The organism is Streptomyces sp. NPDC092045 (genome assembly GCF_044756005.1).
Classification (GTDB): domain Bacteria; phylum Actinomycetota; class Actinomycetes; order Streptomycetales; family Streptomycetaceae; genus Streptomyces.
Genome location: NZ_JBIVSC010000024.1, coordinates 12796 through 29221 on the forward strand (window position 1 = coordinate 12796; position 16426 = coordinate 29221).

Consider the following 16426-nt stretch of genomic DNA (forward strand, 5'->3'; position numbering starts at 1 on the left):
CCGCCGGGCAAGGAGGGCCGCATGACCGTACGGCGAGTAATGGGCATCGAGACGGAGTACGGGATCTCCGTCCCGGGACACCCGAACGCCAATGCCATGCTCACCTCGTCCCAGATCGTCAACGCCTACGCGGCGGCGATGCACCGGGCGCGCCGCGCCCGCTGGGACTTCGAGGAGGAGAACCCGCTGCGGGACGCCCGCGGCTTCGACCTCGCCCGCGAGGTGGCCGACTCCAGCCAGCTCACCGACGAGGACATCGGCCTCGCCAACGTGATCCTCACCAACGGGGCCCGCCTCTACGTGGACCACGCCCACCCGGAGTACAGCTCCCCGGAAATCACCAACCCGCGCGACGCCGTCCTCTGGGACAAGGCCGGCGAGCGGATCATGGCGGAGGCCGCCGAGCGCGCCGCCCAGCTCCCCGGGGCCCAGCCCATCCACCTGTACAAGAACAACACCGACAACAAGGGCGCGTCCTACGGCACGCACGAGAACTACCTGATGAAGCGGGAGACCCCCTTCTCGGACATCGTGCGCCACCTCACCCCCTTCTTCGTCTCCCGCCAGGTCGTGACCGGCGCGGGACGGGTCGGCATCGGCCAGGACGGGCGGGAGCACGGCTTCCAGATCAGCCAGCGCGCCGACTACTTCGAGGTCGAGGTGGGCCTGGAGACCACCCTCAAACGGCCCATCATCAACACCCGGGACGAGCCGCACGCCGACGCCGAGCGCTACCGCCGGCTGCACGTCATCATCGGCGACGCGAACCTCTCGGAGATCTCGACCTACCTCAAGCTGGGCACCACCGCGCTGGTCCTGTCGATGATCGAGGACGGCTTCATCACCGTCGACCTCGCCGTCGACCAGCCGGTGCGCACCCTCCACCACGTCTCGCACGACCCCTCCCTCCAGTACCTGGTCACGCTCCGCAGCGGCCGGACGCTCACCGCGGTGCAGCTCCAGATGGAGTACTTCGAGCTGGCCAGGAAGTACGTCGACGAGCGGTACGGCACCGACGCGGACGAGCAGACCAAGGACGTCCTGGCGCGCTGGGAGGACACCCTCAACCGGCTGGAGAACGACCCCATGAGCCTGGCCGGCGAGCTCGACTGGATCGCCAAGCGGGAGCTCATGGAGGGCTACCGTCGCCGCGACGGCCTGGACTGGGACGCCGCCCGGCTGCACCTGGTGGACCTCCAGTACGCGGACGTGCGGCCCGACAAGGGCCTCTACAACCGTCTGGCGGCCCGCGGGCGCATGAAGCGGCTCCTGGACGAGGCCGAGGTGGAGCGGGCCGAGACGACGCCTCCGGAGGACACCCGGGCCTACTTCCGGGGCCGCTGTCTGGAGCAGTACGCCGACGACGTCGCCGCGGCCTCCTGGGACTCGGTGATCTTCGACCTGCCGGGCCGGGACTCGCTCCAGCGGGTCCCGACCCTGGAGCCCCTCCGGGGCACCAAGGCGCACGTGAAATCGCTCCTGGACCGCTGTCGGACGGCGGAGGAGCTGGTGCGCGTGCTCTCGGGCGACTGAACCGGGAGCCCGGCACAAGCCTGAAATGCCCCGGCGCTGGGAATCATGGAATCAGCGCCCGGGCGTTGTGGAAACCACGAGGCCGAAGTCGGACCCGACCTATAGGGTCTGATCTTGCAAGGACTCAACCGAGCGGGCCGATTCGAGCGGGGTGAGGGATATGGCGACCAAGGACACCGGCGGCGGACAGCAGAAGGCGACGCGCTCCACGGAGGAGGTCGAGGAGACCACCACGGAGGCGAACTCCGACCTCCAGGAGCGCCAGGAGAAGCTGAGCGAGGACGTGGACTCCGTCCTGGACGAGATCGACGACGTCCTGGAGGAGAACGCCGAGGACTTCGTTCGGTCGTTCGTGCAGAAGGGCGGCGAGTAGCCGCCTCCCGCACCTGTCGTCCTCCGTCCCCGGAGCCCCGGAGAAAGCCGCGGGCCCGGGGACGGGTGACAGGCCGTGGCACGGGTAAGGTCCGTGCACAGCAAGCAAGATCGGCCCGCGCTCCGCACGGCGGGCCGACTCTCCCACCCGGAAGGAATCGCGTGGAAGCCAACCCTCGTAGCACCGGGCGTCTGCCGGCGGCCTTCCTGACGCCGGGCTCGTCCTCGTTCCTGGACTTCCTGTCCGCGCACTCGCCGGATCTGCTCCCCGGCCGCCGGAAGCTTCCGGAGGGCGTCGTCGAGGCCCCCCACGGCACGACCATCGTGGCCGCCACGTTCCCCGGGGGAGTCGTCCTCGCCGGTGACCGCCGCGCCACCATGGGAAACATGATCGCGCAGCGGGACATCGAGAAGGTGTTCCCGGCCGACGAGTACTCCGCGGTCGGCATCGCCGGCACCGCCGGCCTGGCGGTGGAGATGGTCAAGCTGTTCCAGCTGGAGCTGGAGCACTTCGAGAAGGTGGAGGGCGCGACGCTCTCCCTGGAGGGCAAGGCGAACCGCCTGTCCACCATGATCCGCGGCAACCTCGGCATGGCCATGCAGGGCCTCGCCGTCGTGCCGCTCTTCGCGGGATGGGACGAGGGCAAGGAGAAGGGCCGGATCTTCTCCTACGACGTGACCGGCGGTCGCTCCGAGGAGCACGGCTTCGCCGCCACCGGGTCGGGGTCGATCTTCGCGCGCGGCTCGATGAAGAAGCTCTACCGCGACGACCTGACCGAGCAGCAGGCCACCACGCTGGTCGTGCAGGCGCTGTACGACGCGGCGGACGACGACTCTGCGACCGGCGGCCCGGACATGGCCCGGCGGATCTTCCCGATCGTCACCGTCATCACCGACGAGGGCTTCCGCAGGCTCACCGAGGCCGAGTCCTCCGAGCTCGCCCGGTCGGTCACCGAGCGACGGCTCGAGCAGCCCGACGGGCCGCGCGCCGCCCTGCTCTGACCACTCGTCGCTCCAGAAGCCCAGAAGAAAGGGACGGACCGCCGGTGTCCACTCCGTTCTACGTCTCACCCCAGCAGGCCATGGCCGACCGGGCCGAGTACGCCCGCAAGGGCATCGCCCGGGGCCGCAGCCTCGTCGTCCTCCAGTACGCCGACGGCATCGTCTTCGTCGGCGAGAACCCGTCCCGCGCCCTCCACAAGTTCAGCGAGATCTACGACCGGATCGGCTTCGCCGCCGCCGGCAAGTACAACGAGTACGAGAACCTGCGCATCGGCGGCGTGCGCTACGCCGACCTGCGGGGCTACACCTACGACCGGGACGACGTCACCGCGCGCGGCCTGGCCAACGTCTACGCGCAGACGCTCGGCACCATCTTCTCCAGCGCGGGGGAGAAGCCGTACGAGGTGGAGCTGGTCGTCGCCGAGGTCGGCACCGAGCCGGAGGGCGACCAGATCTACCGGCTGCCCCACGACGGCTCGATCGTCGACGAGCACGGCTCGGTCGCGGTCGGCGGGAACGCGGAGCAGATCAGCTCCTTCCTCGACCAGCGGCACCGGGACGGCATGTCCCTGGCCGAGGCCCTGAAGCTGGCCGTGCAGGCGCTCTCGCGGGACACCAACGGCAGCGAGCGGGACATCCCCGCCGAGCGCCTGGAGGTGGCGGTCCTGGACCGCACGCGCCCGCAGCAGCGCAAGTTCAAGCGGATCGTCGGCCGGCAGCTCTCCCGCCTCCTGGAGGCGGACGACGCGGCGGTGACCAAGACGGACGAGCCTTCGGACGAGGCTCCCGAGGAGTAGGACGGACCGGTCCGAGGGGCCCCGGCGCGCGCGAGCGGCCGGGGCCCCTCGGCGCGTCTTCCTCCGGGGGAGCCCGGAGGGGCCTCAGGAGGCCGGTGCGGGTCCCGAGGAGCCCCGGAGAACCAGGGCGACGGGAAGCGTCTCCGGGCGGGGCGGTTCGCCCGCGAGGACGGCGAGGAGGGCCTCCATGCCCCGTCGGCCGAACTCCTCGGCGGGCAGCCGGACGGTGGTGAGCTCGGGCTCGACCACCGTGGCCAGGGCCATGTCGTCGAAGCCGGTGACCGACAGGTCCTCGGGGACGCGCAGTCCGAGCCGGCGCGCGGCCTTGTAGGCCCCGGCCGCGAGGATGTCGTCGTCGCAGACCACCGCCGTGGGGCGGGGCCCGGGCGCGGCGAGGGCCCGGTGCGCGGCCTCCCGCGCGTCCGCGACGTTCAGGGGCGACCGCACGGTGCGGACCTCCGTCCCGCGCAGGGCCCGGCCGAGCGCGCCGGCCCGGACGTCGAAGGTCCAGGACGGCGCCCCGGACGCCAGGTGCAGGAAGCGGCGGTGGCCGAGGCCGAGCAGGTGCTCGGTCACCCGGCGCATCCCGTCCGCGACGTCGAGGTTCACGTGGGCGGCGGCGCCGGTGCCGGCCGGGTCGCTGTCGAGCATGACGAGCGGGAGGTCGGTGCCCCGGAACGCCTCCAGGGCTTCGGTCGCCATGGAGGAGGCGATCACGCCGTCGAGGGCGGCCTGCGCCGAGGCGAAGGGGTCCCGGGCCGGTCCCACGCCGTCGGGGGAGGGGTAGAGGACCACGCCGAAGCCGTGCCGGGCCGCCGCGGCGGCCGCGCCCGTGTAGACGTGGGCGAAGAACTCGTTGGTGAGGGCCGGGACGACGAGCAGGGCCGTCCTGGTGCGGCCGAGCCGGAGGTTGCGGGCGGCCAGGTTCGGCCGGTAGCCGAGGTCCCGGGCGGCCTCCCGCACGGCGCCCGCGGTGCGCTCGGAGACCCGGCCGCGCCACTTGTCGCCGAGCACCAGGGAGACGGTGGCCTGCGAGACGCCCGCGACCCGGGCGACGTCCCGGCTGGTCGGGCGGGTGCCGCCGAGCGGCTCCGGGGTCTGCACACAAGCCTCCGCTTCGAACGGTCCCAGGGGCGCGGGGTGGACCCGCGCACAGCCGACATGGTACGTATGACGTCGGAAGTTATACGTAAAACCCCGGCTGGATCCGGGCGAGGGGAGACCGGCATGGCCACCGAGGCACCGACAGGCGGGGGCTATCTCGACATACTCCGGGCACCGCACGCGGCCCGGCTGCTCGCCGGAACCCTCGTGGGGCGCCTGCCCAACGCCGTCGGCCCCGTCGCCCTCACCCTCTTCGTCCGCGACCAGGGCGGCAGCTACACCCTCGCCGGCGGCCTCATCGCCGCGTACGGTGTCGCCACCGCCCTCGGCCAGCCCCTCCTCGGCCGGGCCGTCGACCTCAAGGGCCAGCCCCGGGTGCAGCTGCCCGCCGCGGTCCTCTCCGCCCTCGGCGCGACCCTGCTCGCCCTCACGGGCACCGGCCACCTCGGCCTCGCCTACGCGGCCGTCGTCCTCGCGGGCCTCTTCACCCCGCCCCTGGAGGGCGGGCTGCGGGCCCTGTGGCCGAGCGTCCTCGGCCGCGAGGACCGGGTCCACCGCGCGTACGCCCTCGACGCGGTCGCCCAGGAGGTCATGTTCACCGTCGGGCCCCTGCTCCTGACCCTCCTGGTCGCCCTGTGGTCGCCCGCCGCCGCGCTCGTCGTCGTCAACGGCCTCGGCGTCCTCGGCGCCCTCGCCGTCGTCCTCTCCGAGCCCTCCCGCACCTGGCGCTCCGCGCCCCGCGAGGCCCACTGGCTGGGCGCCCTGCGCTCGCCCGGACTCCTCGCCCTCCTCGGCTCCTTCTTCTTCGTCGGCCTCGCCCTCGGCTCCATCACCGTCGCCGCCGTCGCCTACGCGGACGACCGGGGCGCGCCCTCCGTCTACGGCTGGCTGATGGCCGCCCTCGGCCTCGGCGCCCTCCTCGGCGGCGTCGCCTACGGTGCCCGGCAGTGGGCCGGGGCGCCCGAACGGCGGCTGCGCGTCCTCGTGCTCCTCCTCGCGGTCTGCTACCTGCCGCTGGTCCTCGTGCCGGGCCCCGCGGCCATGACGGGCCTCTCGGTCCTCTCGGGCGTCTTCCTGGCCCCCGCCCTCGCCTGCGCCTTCCTCGTCGTCGACCGGCACGCGCCGCGCGGCACCGTCACCGAGGCCTTCTCCTGGCTCGTCACCACCTTCGGCGTCGGCTCGGCCCTCGGCTCCGCCGCCGCCGGCCCCGCCGTCGAACTCGCCGGGACGGCGTCCGGCTTCGCCGTCGCCGGAGCCGGCGGCCTCGTCGCCTTCGTCGTCCTCCTCGCCACCACCCGCGTCCTGGACGCCCCGACGGCCCCCGGGGCCCCCGCGGAGGAGGCGCGACACACCGCCGGCGCGGACGCTCCCGCCGCCGCGCACGCCGAAAAGAACACGCCCTGATCGGAAAATGATCCGAACGTGAGTGTCCAACCCGGTTTCAGCACAGGCCGTCAGGCGTAATGTTCAGTCATGGACCGCCGCATTTTCGGGCTGGAGAACGAGTACGGCGTCACGTGCACGTTCAGGGGACAGCGCCGACTGTCTCCTGACGAAGTGGCGCGCTACCTCTTCCGCCGTGTCGTGTCATGGGGCCGCAGCAGCAACGTCTTCCTGCGGAACGGCGCCCGCCTGTACCTCGACGTGGGCTCGCATCCGGAATACGCAACACCGGAATGCGACAACGTGACCGAACTGGTCACCCACGACAAGGCCGGCGAGCGCATTCTCGAAGGCCTGCTCGTCGACGCCGAACGCCGCCTGCACGAGGAGGGAATCGCGGGCGACGTCTACCTCTTCAAGAACAACACCGACTCGGCCGGAAACTCCTACGGCTGCCACGAGAACTATCTCGTCGCCCGCCACGGGGAGTTCTCCCGGCTCGCGGACATCCTCATTCCGTTCCTCGTCACCCGGCAGCTCATCTGCGGTGCGGGGAAGGTGCTCCAGACCCCGCGCGGCGCGGTCTACTGCGTCTCCCAGCGCGCCGAGCACATCTGGGAGGGCGTCAGCTCCGCCACCACCCGCTCGCGGCCCATCATCAACACCAGGGACGAGCCGCACGCCGACGCCGAGCGCTACCGCAGGCTCCACGTCATCGTCGGCGACTCGAACATGTCCGAGACGACCATGCTGCTCAAGGTCGGCGCCACCGACCTCGTGCTCCGCATGATCGAGGCCGGCACCGTGATGCGCGACCTGACCCTGGAGAACCCGATCCGGGCCATCCGCGAGGTCAGCCACGACGTCACCGGCCAGCGCAAGGTCCGCCTCGCCAGCGGCCGCGAGGCCTCCGCCCTGGAGGTCCAGCGCGAGTACTACGAGAAGGCCGTGGACTTCGTCGACCGCCGCGGCATCCGCAGCGGCACCGTCGCCCAGGTCCTGGAGCTCTGGGGCCGCACGCTCGACGCGATCGAGGCCGAGCAGCTGGACCGCATCGAGACCGAGATCGACTGGGTCATGAAGTACAGGCTCATCGAGCGGTACCGGGCCAAGCACAACATGACCATGTCGAACCCGAGGGTCGCGCAGATAGACCTCGCCTACCACGACATCCACCGCCGCCGCGGGCTGTACTACCTGCTGCAGAAGAACGGGCAGGCGGCCCGGATCTGCAACGACCTGAAGATCTTCGAGGGCAAGTCCGTGCCCCCGCAGACCACCCGGGCCCGCCTCCGCGGCGACTTCATCCGCCGGGCCCAGGAGCAGCGGCGGGACTTCACCGTCGACTGGGTCCACCTCAAGCTCAACGACCAGGCGCAGCGCACGGTCCTGTGCAAGGACCCGTTCCGCTCCGTCGACGACCGGGTGGAGAAGCTGATCGCCGGAATGTGACGGGACCACCGCACGGGTGAACACGGCGTACGCGGGCTGACCCGCACCCCGGGCCCGCCCCGTACGCCGAAGGCCGCGACCCTCCGGGGGCGCGGCCCCGGTTCCTCCCGCCGAGTACGGCGGAACCCCTGCGGGACATGGGCCGCACCGTAGAGTGTGGACGTTCCCATGGCCCCGACTCCCAGTTGGACTGATGAACTACAACACGAAGCGACGTATCGCCGCGCTCCTCGCCGTGCCCGTCCTGCTGATCACCGCCGCGTGCGGTTCGGACTCGGAGAAGGGCGGCTCCTCGGACGGCGCGGTGGCCGAGGTCAAGGGGGAGTTCGGCGCCCAGCCCGACGTCGTCGTCCCCAAGGACGCCAAGGCCGCCGGCAAGACGGTGATCGAGACCGTCACGGAGGGCAGCGGGGCGGCGGTCAAGAAGGGCGACTTCGTCAGGCTGGACTGGACCGTCGAGAAGTGGCAGGACGACAAGCCGCTCGGCGGCACGTGGGCCCAGCAGCAGACGCCCGCCGCCAAGGGAGCGCACCCGCAGTCCGTCGAGCGGCTCGGCCAGCCGAGCCAGCAGCTTCCGGAGAAGGTCCTCAACGCGGTGGAGGGCAAGAAGGCCGGCTCCCGCCTCCTCGTCCAGGGCACCGCGGGCGATCTGGTCGGCGAGAACCTGAACCCGCAGTCGGGCCTGAAGGCCACCGACACCCTGGTCTGGGTCGTCGACGTCGCGGGAGCCGCCACGGTCGACTCCAAGGCCGAGGCCAAGGGCACCCAGGCGGCGCCCGCGGCCGGAATGCCGGAGGTGAAGGCCCCCTCCCAGGCCGCCGCGACGATCACCATCCCCAAGGGCGAGAAGGCCCCCACGGAGCTCAAGGAGCAGGTGCTCATCAAGGGCACCGGCCCCAAGGTCGAGGCGGGGCAGGGACTCATCGCCCAGTACACCGGTGTGAAGTGGGAGGACGGCAAGAAGTTCGACTCCTCCTGGGACCACGGCGGCGCCACCGCCTTCCAGATCGGCACCGGATCGGTGGTCCAGGGCTGGGACAAGGGCCTGGTCGGCAAGAACGTCGGCGACCGCGTGCTCCTGGTGATCCCGCCGGCCCTGGGCTACGGGACCAACCCGAGCAGCGAGCTGGCGAAGAACACGCTGGTCTTCTCCGTCGACATCCTCGGCGTCGCCTGATCCCCGTCCCGATCGCCGATCTGTGAGACTGTTCCGGATCGACGCACCACAAGAAGGAGCACACAGCAGTGAGCATCGAGAAGCCCGAGGTCGACTTCCCGGGTGGCGAGCCGCCGAAGGACCTGGAGATCAAGGACATCTGGGAGGGCGACGGCGAGATCGCCGAGGCCGGCGACGCCGTGCAGGTCCACTACGTGGGCGTGGCCTTCTCCACCGGCGAGGAGTTCGACGCCTCCTGGAACCGCGGCACCCCGCTCGGCTTCCAGCTCGGCATCGGCCAGGTCATCGCGGGCTGGGACCAGGGCGTCCAGGGCATGAAGGTCGGCGGCCGCCGCCAGCTCGTCATCCCCGCGCACCTCGCCTACGGCGACCGCGGCGCCGGCAGCGCCATCGCCCCGGGCGAGTCGCTGATCTTCGTCTGCGACCTCGTGGCCGTCGGCAAGCGCTGACCCGCCGTCCGGACGGGCGCGGTCCCGACCGGTCAGGCCCCGAGGGCCCCCGCCGTCCACGGCGGGGGCCCTCGGCTTTTGTCCCCGGACCCCGGGACGGTACGGTCGGACGTCCGGGGAAGTGGAACAGGCGGAAGAGGTGCAGGGCGTCGATGGCGATTGCCAAGTCCGAGCGGCTGATGAATCTCGCGCTGTGCCTGCTCGGGACGCGCCGCCCGCTCAGCAAGCGCGAACTCCGCGGCTCCATCGAGGCGTACCTCGAAGCGAGCGGCGAGGACGCCTTCAACCGCATGTTCGAGCGCGACAAGGACGACCTCCGCGAACTCGGCCTCGTCATCGAGACCGTCGAGAACCTGGAGGGCGAGACCGGCTACCTGGCCCGCCGCGACTCCAACCGGCTGCCGCCCATCACCCTCGACGCCGAGGAGGCCGCCGCGCTCGGCCTCGCCGCCAAGGTCTGGCAGCAGGCCCGCCTCGCCGGGGCCGCCAGCGGCGCCCTCCAGAAGCTCCGCGCCGCCGGCATGCCGGAGGCGGAGGACTCGTACGACGTCCAGCCCAGCGCCCTGGAACCGCGCATCCCGGTCCGCGAGGCCGCCTTCGAGCCCCTCATGCTGGCCTGCCGCGACCGGCGGCCCGTCGTCTTCGACTACCGCAAGGCCAACGCCGCCCGGCCCGGGACCCGTCACGTCGAGCCCTGGACCCTGGAGTGCTGGCGCGGCCACTGGTACCTCGCGGGCTGGGACCGCGACCGCGGCGCCGAGCGCGTCTTCCGCCTCTCCCGGATCACCGGCAAGGTCCGCTCCCGGGCCGGCGCCTTCACCGCGCCCGTGCCCGACGTCGTCACCGTCCGGGAGACCGTCGAGAGCTGGGCCGGCGAGACCGCCACCCGCTCCGCCCGCATCCGGCTCCGCACCGGCGCCGGCTACCCGCTGCGGGCCCGCGCCCAGTCCGTACGGGAGGGCGCCGACGGCTGGGACGAGCTGGAGATCCCGTACGGGCACGGCCTCGACGCCTGGCTCGTCGAGTTCGGCCCCGACGTCGTCGTACTGGAACCGGCCGATCTGCGGGCCGACGTGGTGGACCGGCTGCGCGCCGTGGCCAAGGGCTGAGGGGGAGACGGACGCATGGCTGCCAACGCGATCGACCAGACGAGGCGGATGCTCTCCCTCGTCACCTACCTCCGCGAGCGCCCCGGCGCCCACGTCGCCGACGTGGCGCGCGCCTTCGGCATCACCGAGGACGAGCTGATCTCCGACCTGGACGTGCTGCCCATGTGCGGCACCAGCTTCCGGGGCGGGGACCTCCTCGACATCGACACCGACGGCGACCGGATCTGGTGGCACAACCCCGACGACGTCGCCGCCCCGCTGCGGCTCGCCGCCGACGAGGCCACCGCCCTGCTCGTCGCCGCCCGCGCCGTCGCCACCCTGCCGGGGCTCCGCGAGAGCGACCGGGAGGCCCTGCTCCGCGCCACCGCCAAGCTGGAGGCCGCGGCGGGCGAGGCCGCCGGGGCCAGCTCCCGGCTCTCGGTGACCTTCGAGGCCGAGGGCGGGGTGTTCGCCGAGGTCGACCGGGCGATCTCCGAGCGCCGCCGGCTCTGGGTGCGCTACTACTCGCCCGCGCGCGACGAGCTCACCGAGCGCGAGGTCGACCCGATCCGGCTCTTCGCCGTCGGCCACACCTACATGGAGGCGTGGTGCCGCCTCTCCGAGGCGCGCCGCACCTTCCGGCTCGACCGCGTCGCGGAGATCCGCCTCCTCGACGAGCCGGCCGCGCCGCCGGAGCTGGAGCTGCGGGACCTCTCCGAGAACCTGGTCCAGCCCTCCGCCGACGACCCCGAGGTCGTGGTCGAGGTCGGCCCCGGCGGCCGCTGGGTCGCCGAGTACTACCCGCACGACAGGGCCGACGAGCTGCCCGACGGCGGTCTGCGGATCACCCTGCGGACGCCGGATCCCGCCTCGCTGCGCAGGCTCGCGCTCCGGCTGGGCAGCGACGGGCGCATCGTCGTGCCGGCCGAGCTCGCCGACAGCGCCAGGACGGCGGCCGCGGCCGCGCTCGCCGCGTACGAGAGCGAGTGAGGCGCGACGGGCCGCCGGGGGGGCGGAGAGACGGACGGTCGGGCACGGCGGGACGGATCGCCGCAGGCCGCGGAAGTGAGCGGCCAGGAGTGGGAGAGATGAGGGAGATGTCCGTGATGCATGGTTTTGCGGCGACGGTGGCCCCGGTCCTCTTCAAGGCGGCCTGCCCCGACTGCCGGTCCCGCTTCGAGCTCTCGGCGAACGCCCTGCGCCTCGCCATCGGAGCCAGCCGCCGGACCACCTTCTACTCCTTCACCTGCCCCGAGTGCGGAAGCTCCGTCCGCAAGCCCGCCGGCGAGCGCATCGTCGAACTCCTCACCGGCGGCGGCGTCCGGACCCTGCGCCTCCACACCACCGTCTGAACCGCCCGCCGCCCAAGGTCTAGGCTCGTCCCATGTTCTGGCCCATGCTCGCCATCGCCCTCGGCTTCCTCGGCATCGCCGTCCTCGGGGTCCTCGCCGTCAAGGTCTTCCTGGAGGTCCGGCGCCTCGGCCGCCAAGTGGCCCGCACCACCGAGCGGATCACCCGGGCCGCCGAAGAGCTCGAAAACGCCGCCACCGGCCTCGCCCGAACCGGCGAGACCCTTCGCTGAACCCGTGCCGTACGCTGCGGGAAGCGGCCCCGGCCGGGGCGCGCGGGACGCAATCGGGAGTACGCACGGGCATTGCCCCCCGTTTACTCCTGCGGGTTACGATCGCAGACAGCGCGGTGGCCGGACACCTGTCCGACCCGCCGGGCACGCACACCATGTCGCCTCGGTGAAGAAGGTAAACAGCTATGGGTAGGCTCGGCCCCACCGAGATCATCCTCATCCTCGTCGTCATCATCCTGCTGTTCGGCGCCAAGAAGCTCCCGGACATGGCCCGCTCGCTCGGCAAGTCGGCCCGCATCCTCAAGAGCGAGGCCAAGGCGATGAAGTCCGACGACCAGCAGAGCGCGCCCGCCGACCCGCCGCACGCCGGCACCGCCGCGCCCGACCAGCCCGCCGCCCCGCGCACCATCCAGGCCGCTCCCGGCGACGTGACCAGCGCGCGTCCCGTGACCGAGCCCACGGACACCACCAAGCGCTGACCCGGTCCGCCGCGGCCGCCGCACCGGGCGGCGGCCTGCCGCACGAGATGAGGACGTGGGTTGCCCAAGTCTGCCCGCAAACAGGAGAAGGATCCCGAGGGCCGGATGCCCCTCGTGGAGCACCTCCGCGAACTCCGCAACCGACTGGCGAAGGGCCTCCTCGCCGTCGCAGCGGTGACGATCGTCGCCCTCGTGTACAGCGAGGAGCTGATGCAGTTCCTGACGCAGTCGGTGCCCACCTGCCCGAAGGACGTCGTCAGCAACGGCGGAAACTGCGCGATCGTCTCCTTCAACACGCTGATGGCCCCGTTCAGCACGACGATCCAGCTGTCGCTGACGACGGGCCTCGTCGTCGCCAGCCCGATCTGGCTGTACCAGCTGTGGGCCTTCGTCGCGCCCGGACTGCACAAGAACGAGAAGAAGTACACGTACGCCTTCGTCGGCGCGGCCGTGCCGCTCTTCACCGCCGGCGCCTACCTCGCGTACCTCATCCTCCCCATCAGCGTGAAGGTCCTCATCAGCCTCACGCCCGAGGGCTCCGCGAACATCCTCTCGCTCGGTGACGTCCTCGACTTCACCCTGCGCATGGTGCTCGTCTTCGGCCTCGCCTTCGAGCTCCCGCTCGTCCTGGTGATGCTCAACCTCACCGGGGTCCTCACCGGCCGCCGCATGGCCGGCTGGTGGCGCGGCGTGATCATGGGCGTCTTTGTCTTCGGCGCCGTCATCACCCCCACCACCGACCCCATCGGCATGATCGCCCTCGCCGGGCCCATCACCGTCCTGTACTTCGGGGCCGTCGGCTTCTCCCTCCTCAACGACCGGCGGCGCAGGCGCAACAACCCCGACGCCGAGCTCGACGACGACGAGGCCTCCGCGCTCGACCTCACCCCCGAGACGGTCGGCGCCGTCGAGGCCGTGAGAGCCCCCCGCGCCCTGCCCGAGCAGTCCACCGGGGAGCCCGGCACCGGAGTGCGACGCCTCAACGGCTACGACGACATCACCTGACCCCGCAGGGTCCCCCGGACACCGCCCGGGGGACCTCCGGAGACCGGCGGCAGCACCCCCTCCGCCGGCTCCGCGGCCCCCGGGCGGCCCGCGCGAACCGGTCCACATCGCGCGATAAAGATCGCGTCACTGTCAGACGTGGCGGGTAGGCTCGAAGACAAGATGACAGAGGACCTCACACCAGCCGAGGCGTACGCGGCCGCCCGTGCCCGCAACGCCGAGCGGGCCACCGCGCTGTACCCCTTCCGCGAGATGTACGACTTCGACCTGGACCCCTTCCAGATCGAGGCGTGCAAGGCCCTCGAAGCGGGCAAGGGGGTGCTCGTCGCCGCGCCCACGGGCTCCGGCAAGACCATCGTCGGCGAGTTCGCCGTCCACCTCGCCCTCGCCCAGGGCCGCAAGTGCTTCTACACGACCCCCATCAAGGCGCTGTCGAACCAGAAGTACGCCGACCTCGTCAAGCGGTACGGAGCCGACAAGGTCGGCCTGCTCACCGGGGACAACAGCGTCAACGGCGACGCCCCGATCGTCGTCATGACCACCGAAGTCCTCCGCAACATGCTCTACGCGGGCTCCCAGGCCCTCTCCGGCCTCGGGTACGTCGTCATGGACGAGGTGCACTACCTCTCGGACCGCTTCCGCGGCGCCGTCTGGGAGGAAGTGATCATCCACCTCCCCGAGTCCGTCACCCTCGTCTCACTCTCCGCGACCGTCTCCAACGCCGAGGAGTTCGGCGACTGGCTCGACACCGTCCGCGGAGACACCGAGGTCATCGTCTCCGAGAGCCGCCCCGTGCCGCTCTGGCAGCACGTCCTCGCCGGACGCCGGATGTACGACCTCTTCGAGGAGGAGACCGACCACGGCGGCCGCGGCGCCTCCCGCCGCGAGGTCAACCCCGACCTCCTCCGCCTCGCCCGCACCGAGAACACGCGCACGTACAACCCGCGCGACCGGCGGCGCGGCAAGATGGTCCGCGAGGCCGACCGCGAGCGCGAGCGCCGCCAGCGCTCCCGCATCTGGACCCCCGGCCGGCCCGAGGTCATCGACCGCCTCGACGCCGAGGGGCTCCTGCCCGCCATCACCTTCATCTTCAGCCGCGCAGGCTGCGAGGCCGCCGTCCAGCAGTGCCTCTACGCGGGACTCCGCCTCAACGACGACGAGGGCCGCCAGCGGGTCCGCGAGATCGTCGAGGCGCGCACCGCCTCCATCCCCACCGAGGACCTCCACGTCCTCGGCTACTACGAGTGGCTCGAAGCCCTGGAGCGCGGCATCGCCGCCCACCACGCCGGCATGCTCCCCACCTTCAAGGAGGTCGTCGAGGAGCTGTTCGTCCGCGGCCTCGTCAAGGCGGTCTTCGCCACCGAGACCCTCGCCCTCGGCATCAACATGCCCGCCCGGTCCGTCGTGCTCGAAAAGCTGGTCAAGTGGAACGGCGAGCAGCACGCCGACATCACCCCCGGCGAGTACACGCAGCTCACCGGCCGCGCCGGCCGCCGGGGCATCGACGTCGAGGGACACGCCGTCGTCCTCTGGCAGCGCGGCCTCGACCCCGGCCACCTCGCCGGACTCGCCGGCACGCGCACGTACCCGCTGCGCTCCAGCTTCAAGCCCTCGTACAACATGGCGGTCAACCTCGTCGACCAGTTCGGCCGGCACCGGTCCCGCGAACTCCTCGAAACCTCGTTCGCGCAGTTCCAGGCCGACCGCTCCGTCGTCGGGATCTCCCGCCAGGTCCAGAAGAACGAAGAGGGCCTGGAGGGCTACCGCGAGGGCATGACCTGCCACCTCGGGGACTTCGAGGAGTACGCGCTGCTCCGCCGCGACCTCAAGGACCGCGAGACGGAACTGGCGAAGCAGGGCGCCGCCCAGCGCCGCGCCCAGGCCGCGAACTCCCTGGAGAAGCTGAAGCCCGGCGACGTCATCCACGTCCCCACCGGCAAGTTCGCCGGCCTCGCCCTCGTCCTCGACCCCGGCATCCCCGCGGGCCGCACCAACGGGCACCGCGGCTTCGAGCACCACGACGGACCCCGCCCGCTCGTCCTCACCGCCGAACGGCAGGTCAAGAGGCTCGCCTCCATCGACTTCCCCGTCCCGGTCGAGGCGCTGGAACGCATGAGGATCCCCAAGTCCTTCAACCCGCGCTCCCCGCAGTCCCGCCGCGACCTCGCCTCCGCGCTGCGCAGCAAGGCCGGCCACATCAACCCCGAGCGGCACCGCAAGAACCGCGCGGCCGCCGCCGACGACCGCGAGATCGCCCGGCTGCGCACCGCGATCCGCGCGCACCCCTGCCACGGCTGCGACGAGCGCGAGGACCACGCCCGCTGGGCCGAGCGCTACCACCGCCTCCAGCGCGACACCCGGCAGCTGGAGCGGCGCATCGAGGGCCGCACCAACACCATCGCCCGCACCTTCGACCGGATCGTCGCGCTCCTCACCGAGCTCGACTACCTGCGCGGCGACGAGGTCACGGACAACGGCAAGCGGCTCGCCCGGCTCTACGGCGAACTCGACCTGCTGGCGAGCGAATGCCTCCGCGACCGGGTCTGGGAGGGCCTCACCCCGCCCGAACTCGCCGCCTGCGTCTCCGCCCTCGTGTACGAGTCCCGTCAGGCCGACGACGCCGTCGCGCCCAAGCTGCCCACCGGCAACGCCAAGGCGGCCCTCGGCGAGATGGTCCGGATCTGGGGACGCCTCGACGCACTCGAAGAGGAGTTCAAGATCAACCAGGCGGAGGGGGTCGGCCAGCGCGAGCCCGACCTCGGATTCGCCTGGGCCGCCTACCAGTGGGCCTCCGACAAGAGCCTCGACCAGGTGCTCCGCGAGGCGGAGATGCCCGCCGGGGACTTCGTCCGCTGGTGCAAGCAGGTGATCGACGTCCTCGGGCAGATCGCCGCCGCCGCGCCCAAGGAGGACAGCACCGTCGCCAAGAACGCCCGCAAGGCCGTCGACTCGCTGCTGCGGGGCGTCGTCGCCTACAGCTCCGTGGGCTGACCCTCCTCGCCC

16 protein-coding genes are annotated in these 16426 nt (G+C 72.0%); 15 read left to right on the top strand and 1 reads right to left on the bottom strand.

Annotation, left to right across the window (positions count from 1 at the left end):
• Window positions 1–21: 21 nt before the first annotated feature.
• The 4 genes from dop to prcA all read left to right on the top strand — a co-directional run bounded on the left by dop (window position 22) and on the right by prcA (window position 3704).
• Window positions 22–1533, top strand: coding sequence for a depupylase/deamidase Dop (gene dop, locus ACIQKA_RS31440; RefSeq protein ID WP_383157023.1), 1512 nt, complete (start codon window positions 22–24; stop codon window positions 1531–1533).
• Between the two features lie 160 nt (window positions 1534–1693).
• A complete protein-coding gene (locus tag ACIQKA_RS31445) occupies window positions 1694–1906 on the top strand; it encodes a ubiquitin-like protein Pup (protein WP_073818441.1) in 213 nt (70 codons plus the stop codon).
• A 161-nt stretch (window positions 1907–2067) separates the two neighbouring features.
• Window positions 2068–2907, top strand: a complete 840-nt coding sequence (prcB, locus tag ACIQKA_RS31450) for a proteasome subunit beta (RefSeq protein WP_383157026.1) — start codon at window positions 2068–2070, stop codon at window positions 2905–2907.
• Window positions 2908–2951: 44 nt separating this feature from the next.
• The gene (gene prcA, locus ACIQKA_RS31455; protein ID WP_030213097.1) at window positions 2952–3704 is read left to right on the top strand and encodes a proteasome subunit alpha; all 753 of its coding nucleotides are present in this window, start codon (window positions 2952–2954) and stop codon (window positions 3702–3704) included.
• Between the two features lie 84 nt (window positions 3705–3788).
• Here prcA and ACIQKA_RS31460 read toward each other — a convergent pair whose 3' ends face one another.
• Complete coding sequence (locus tag ACIQKA_RS31460) at window positions 3789–4808, bottom strand: LacI family DNA-binding transcriptional regulator (protein ID WP_402543055.1); 1020 nt, start codon at window positions 4806–4808, stop codon at window positions 3789–3791.
• A 123-nt stretch (window positions 4809–4931) separates the two neighbouring features.
• Here ACIQKA_RS31460 and ACIQKA_RS31465 point away from each other — a divergent pair, with 123 nt between their 5' ends.
• The 11 genes from ACIQKA_RS31465 to ACIQKA_RS31515 all read left to right on the top strand — a co-directional run bounded on the left by ACIQKA_RS31465 (window position 4932) and on the right by ACIQKA_RS31515 (window position 16414).
• Complete coding sequence (locus tag ACIQKA_RS31465) at window positions 4932–6212, top strand: MFS transporter (RefSeq protein WP_391095577.1); 1281 nt, start codon at window positions 4932–4934, stop codon at window positions 6210–6212.
• A gap of 69 nt (window positions 6213–6281) precedes the next feature.
• Window positions 6282–7643: a Pup--protein ligase gene (gene pafA, locus ACIQKA_RS31470; RefSeq protein ID WP_383157034.1), complete on the top strand. Its 1362-nt coding sequence runs from the start codon at window positions 6282–6284 to the stop codon at window positions 7641–7643.
• A 193-nt stretch (window positions 7644–7836) separates the two neighbouring features.
• Entirely contained in the window at window positions 7837–8820 is a 984-nt protein-coding gene (locus tag ACIQKA_RS31475) for an FKBP-type peptidyl-prolyl cis-trans isomerase (RefSeq protein WP_383445711.1), read from the top strand.
• Window positions 8821–8888: 68 nt separating this feature from the next.
• Window positions 8889–9269 carry an FKBP-type peptidyl-prolyl cis-trans isomerase gene (locus ACIQKA_RS31480; RefSeq protein ID WP_365539996.1) on the top strand — a complete coding sequence of 127 codons (381 nt, stop codon included), beginning with the start codon at window positions 8889–8891 and terminating at the stop codon, window positions 9267–9269.
• A gap of 152 nt (window positions 9270–9421) precedes the next feature.
• Complete coding sequence (locus ACIQKA_RS31485; protein WP_383435442.1) at window positions 9422–10378, top strand: helix-turn-helix transcriptional regulator; 957 nt, start codon at window positions 9422–9424, stop codon at window positions 10376–10378.
• Window positions 10379–10393: 15 nt separating this feature from the next.
• A complete protein-coding gene (locus ACIQKA_RS31490; RefSeq protein WP_383157042.1) occupies window positions 10394–11347 on the top strand; it encodes a helix-turn-helix transcriptional regulator in 954 nt (317 codons plus the stop codon).
• Window positions 11348–11445: 98 nt separating this feature from the next.
• A complete protein-coding gene (locus ACIQKA_RS31495) occupies window positions 11446–11709 on the top strand; it encodes a hypothetical protein (protein WP_125659056.1) in 264 nt (87 codons plus the stop codon).
• A 32-nt stretch (window positions 11710–11741) separates the two neighbouring features.
• Window positions 11742–11939, top strand: coding sequence for a hypothetical protein (locus ACIQKA_RS31500; RefSeq protein ID WP_383157044.1), 198 nt, complete (start codon window positions 11742–11744; stop codon window positions 11937–11939).
• Window positions 11940–12124: 185 nt separating this feature from the next.
• The gene (tatA, locus tag ACIQKA_RS31505; protein ID WP_376242619.1) at window positions 12125–12418 is read left to right on the top strand and encodes a Sec-independent protein translocase subunit TatA; all 294 of its coding nucleotides are present in this window, start codon (window positions 12125–12127) and stop codon (window positions 12416–12418) included.
• 105 nt (window positions 12419–12523) lie between these two features.
• A complete protein-coding gene (gene tatC / locus ACIQKA_RS31510; protein ID WP_383435491.1) occupies window positions 12524–13423 on the top strand; it encodes a twin-arginine translocase subunit TatC in 900 nt (299 codons plus the stop codon).
• A gap of 162 nt (window positions 13424–13585) precedes the next feature.
• Window positions 13586–16414, top strand: coding sequence for a DEAD/DEAH box helicase (locus ACIQKA_RS31515; RefSeq protein ID WP_383157048.1), 2829 nt, complete (start codon window positions 13586–13588; stop codon window positions 16412–16414).
• Window positions 16415–16426: the final 12 nt, after the last annotated feature.

What these genes read in the sequence shown, in the direction of transcription:
- ACIQKA_RS31465 (WP_391095577.1), top strand. Translation starts at nt 4,932, where the DNA reads ATGGCCACCGAGGCACCGACAGGCGGGGGCTATCTCGACATACTCCGG.
- pafA (WP_383157034.1), top strand. Translation starts at nt 6,282, where the DNA reads ATGGACCGCCGCATTTTCGGGCTGGAGAACGAGTACGGCGTCACGTGC.
- ACIQKA_RS31485 (WP_383435442.1), top strand. Translation starts at nt 9,422, where the DNA reads ATGGCGATTGCCAAGTCCGAGCGGCTGATGAATCTCGCGCTGTGCCTG.
- ACIQKA_RS31495 (WP_125659056.1), top strand. Translation starts at nt 11,446, where the DNA reads ATGAGGGAGATGTCCGTGATGCATGGTTTTGCGGCGACGGTGGCCCCG.
- ACIQKA_RS31490 (WP_383157042.1), top strand. Translation starts at nt 10,394, where the DNA reads ATGGCTGCCAACGCGATCGACCAGACGAGGCGGATGCTCTCCCTCGTC.
- ACIQKA_RS31475 (WP_383445711.1), top strand. Translation starts at nt 7,837, where the DNA reads ATGAACTACAACACGAAGCGACGTATCGCCGCGCTCCTCGCCGTGCCC.
- ACIQKA_RS31445 (WP_073818441.1), top strand. Translation starts at nt 1,694, where the DNA reads ATGGCGACCAAGGACACCGGCGGCGGACAGCAGAAGGCGACGCGCTCC.
- ACIQKA_RS31515 (WP_383157048.1), top strand. Translation starts at nt 13,586, where the DNA reads ATGACAGAGGACCTCACACCAGCCGAGGCGTACGCGGCCGCCCGTGCC.
- dop (WP_383157023.1), top strand. Translation starts at nt 22, where the DNA reads ATGACCGTACGGCGAGTAATGGGCATCGAGACGGAGTACGGGATCTCC.
- tatA (WP_376242619.1), top strand. Translation starts at nt 12,125, where the DNA reads ATGGGTAGGCTCGGCCCCACCGAGATCATCCTCATCCTCGTCGTCATC.
- tatC (WP_383435491.1), top strand. Translation starts at nt 12,524, where the DNA reads ATGCCCCTCGTGGAGCACCTCCGCGAACTCCGCAACCGACTGGCGAAG.
- ACIQKA_RS31500 (WP_383157044.1), top strand. Translation starts at nt 11,742, where the DNA reads ATGTTCTGGCCCATGCTCGCCATCGCCCTCGGCTTCCTCGGCATCGCC.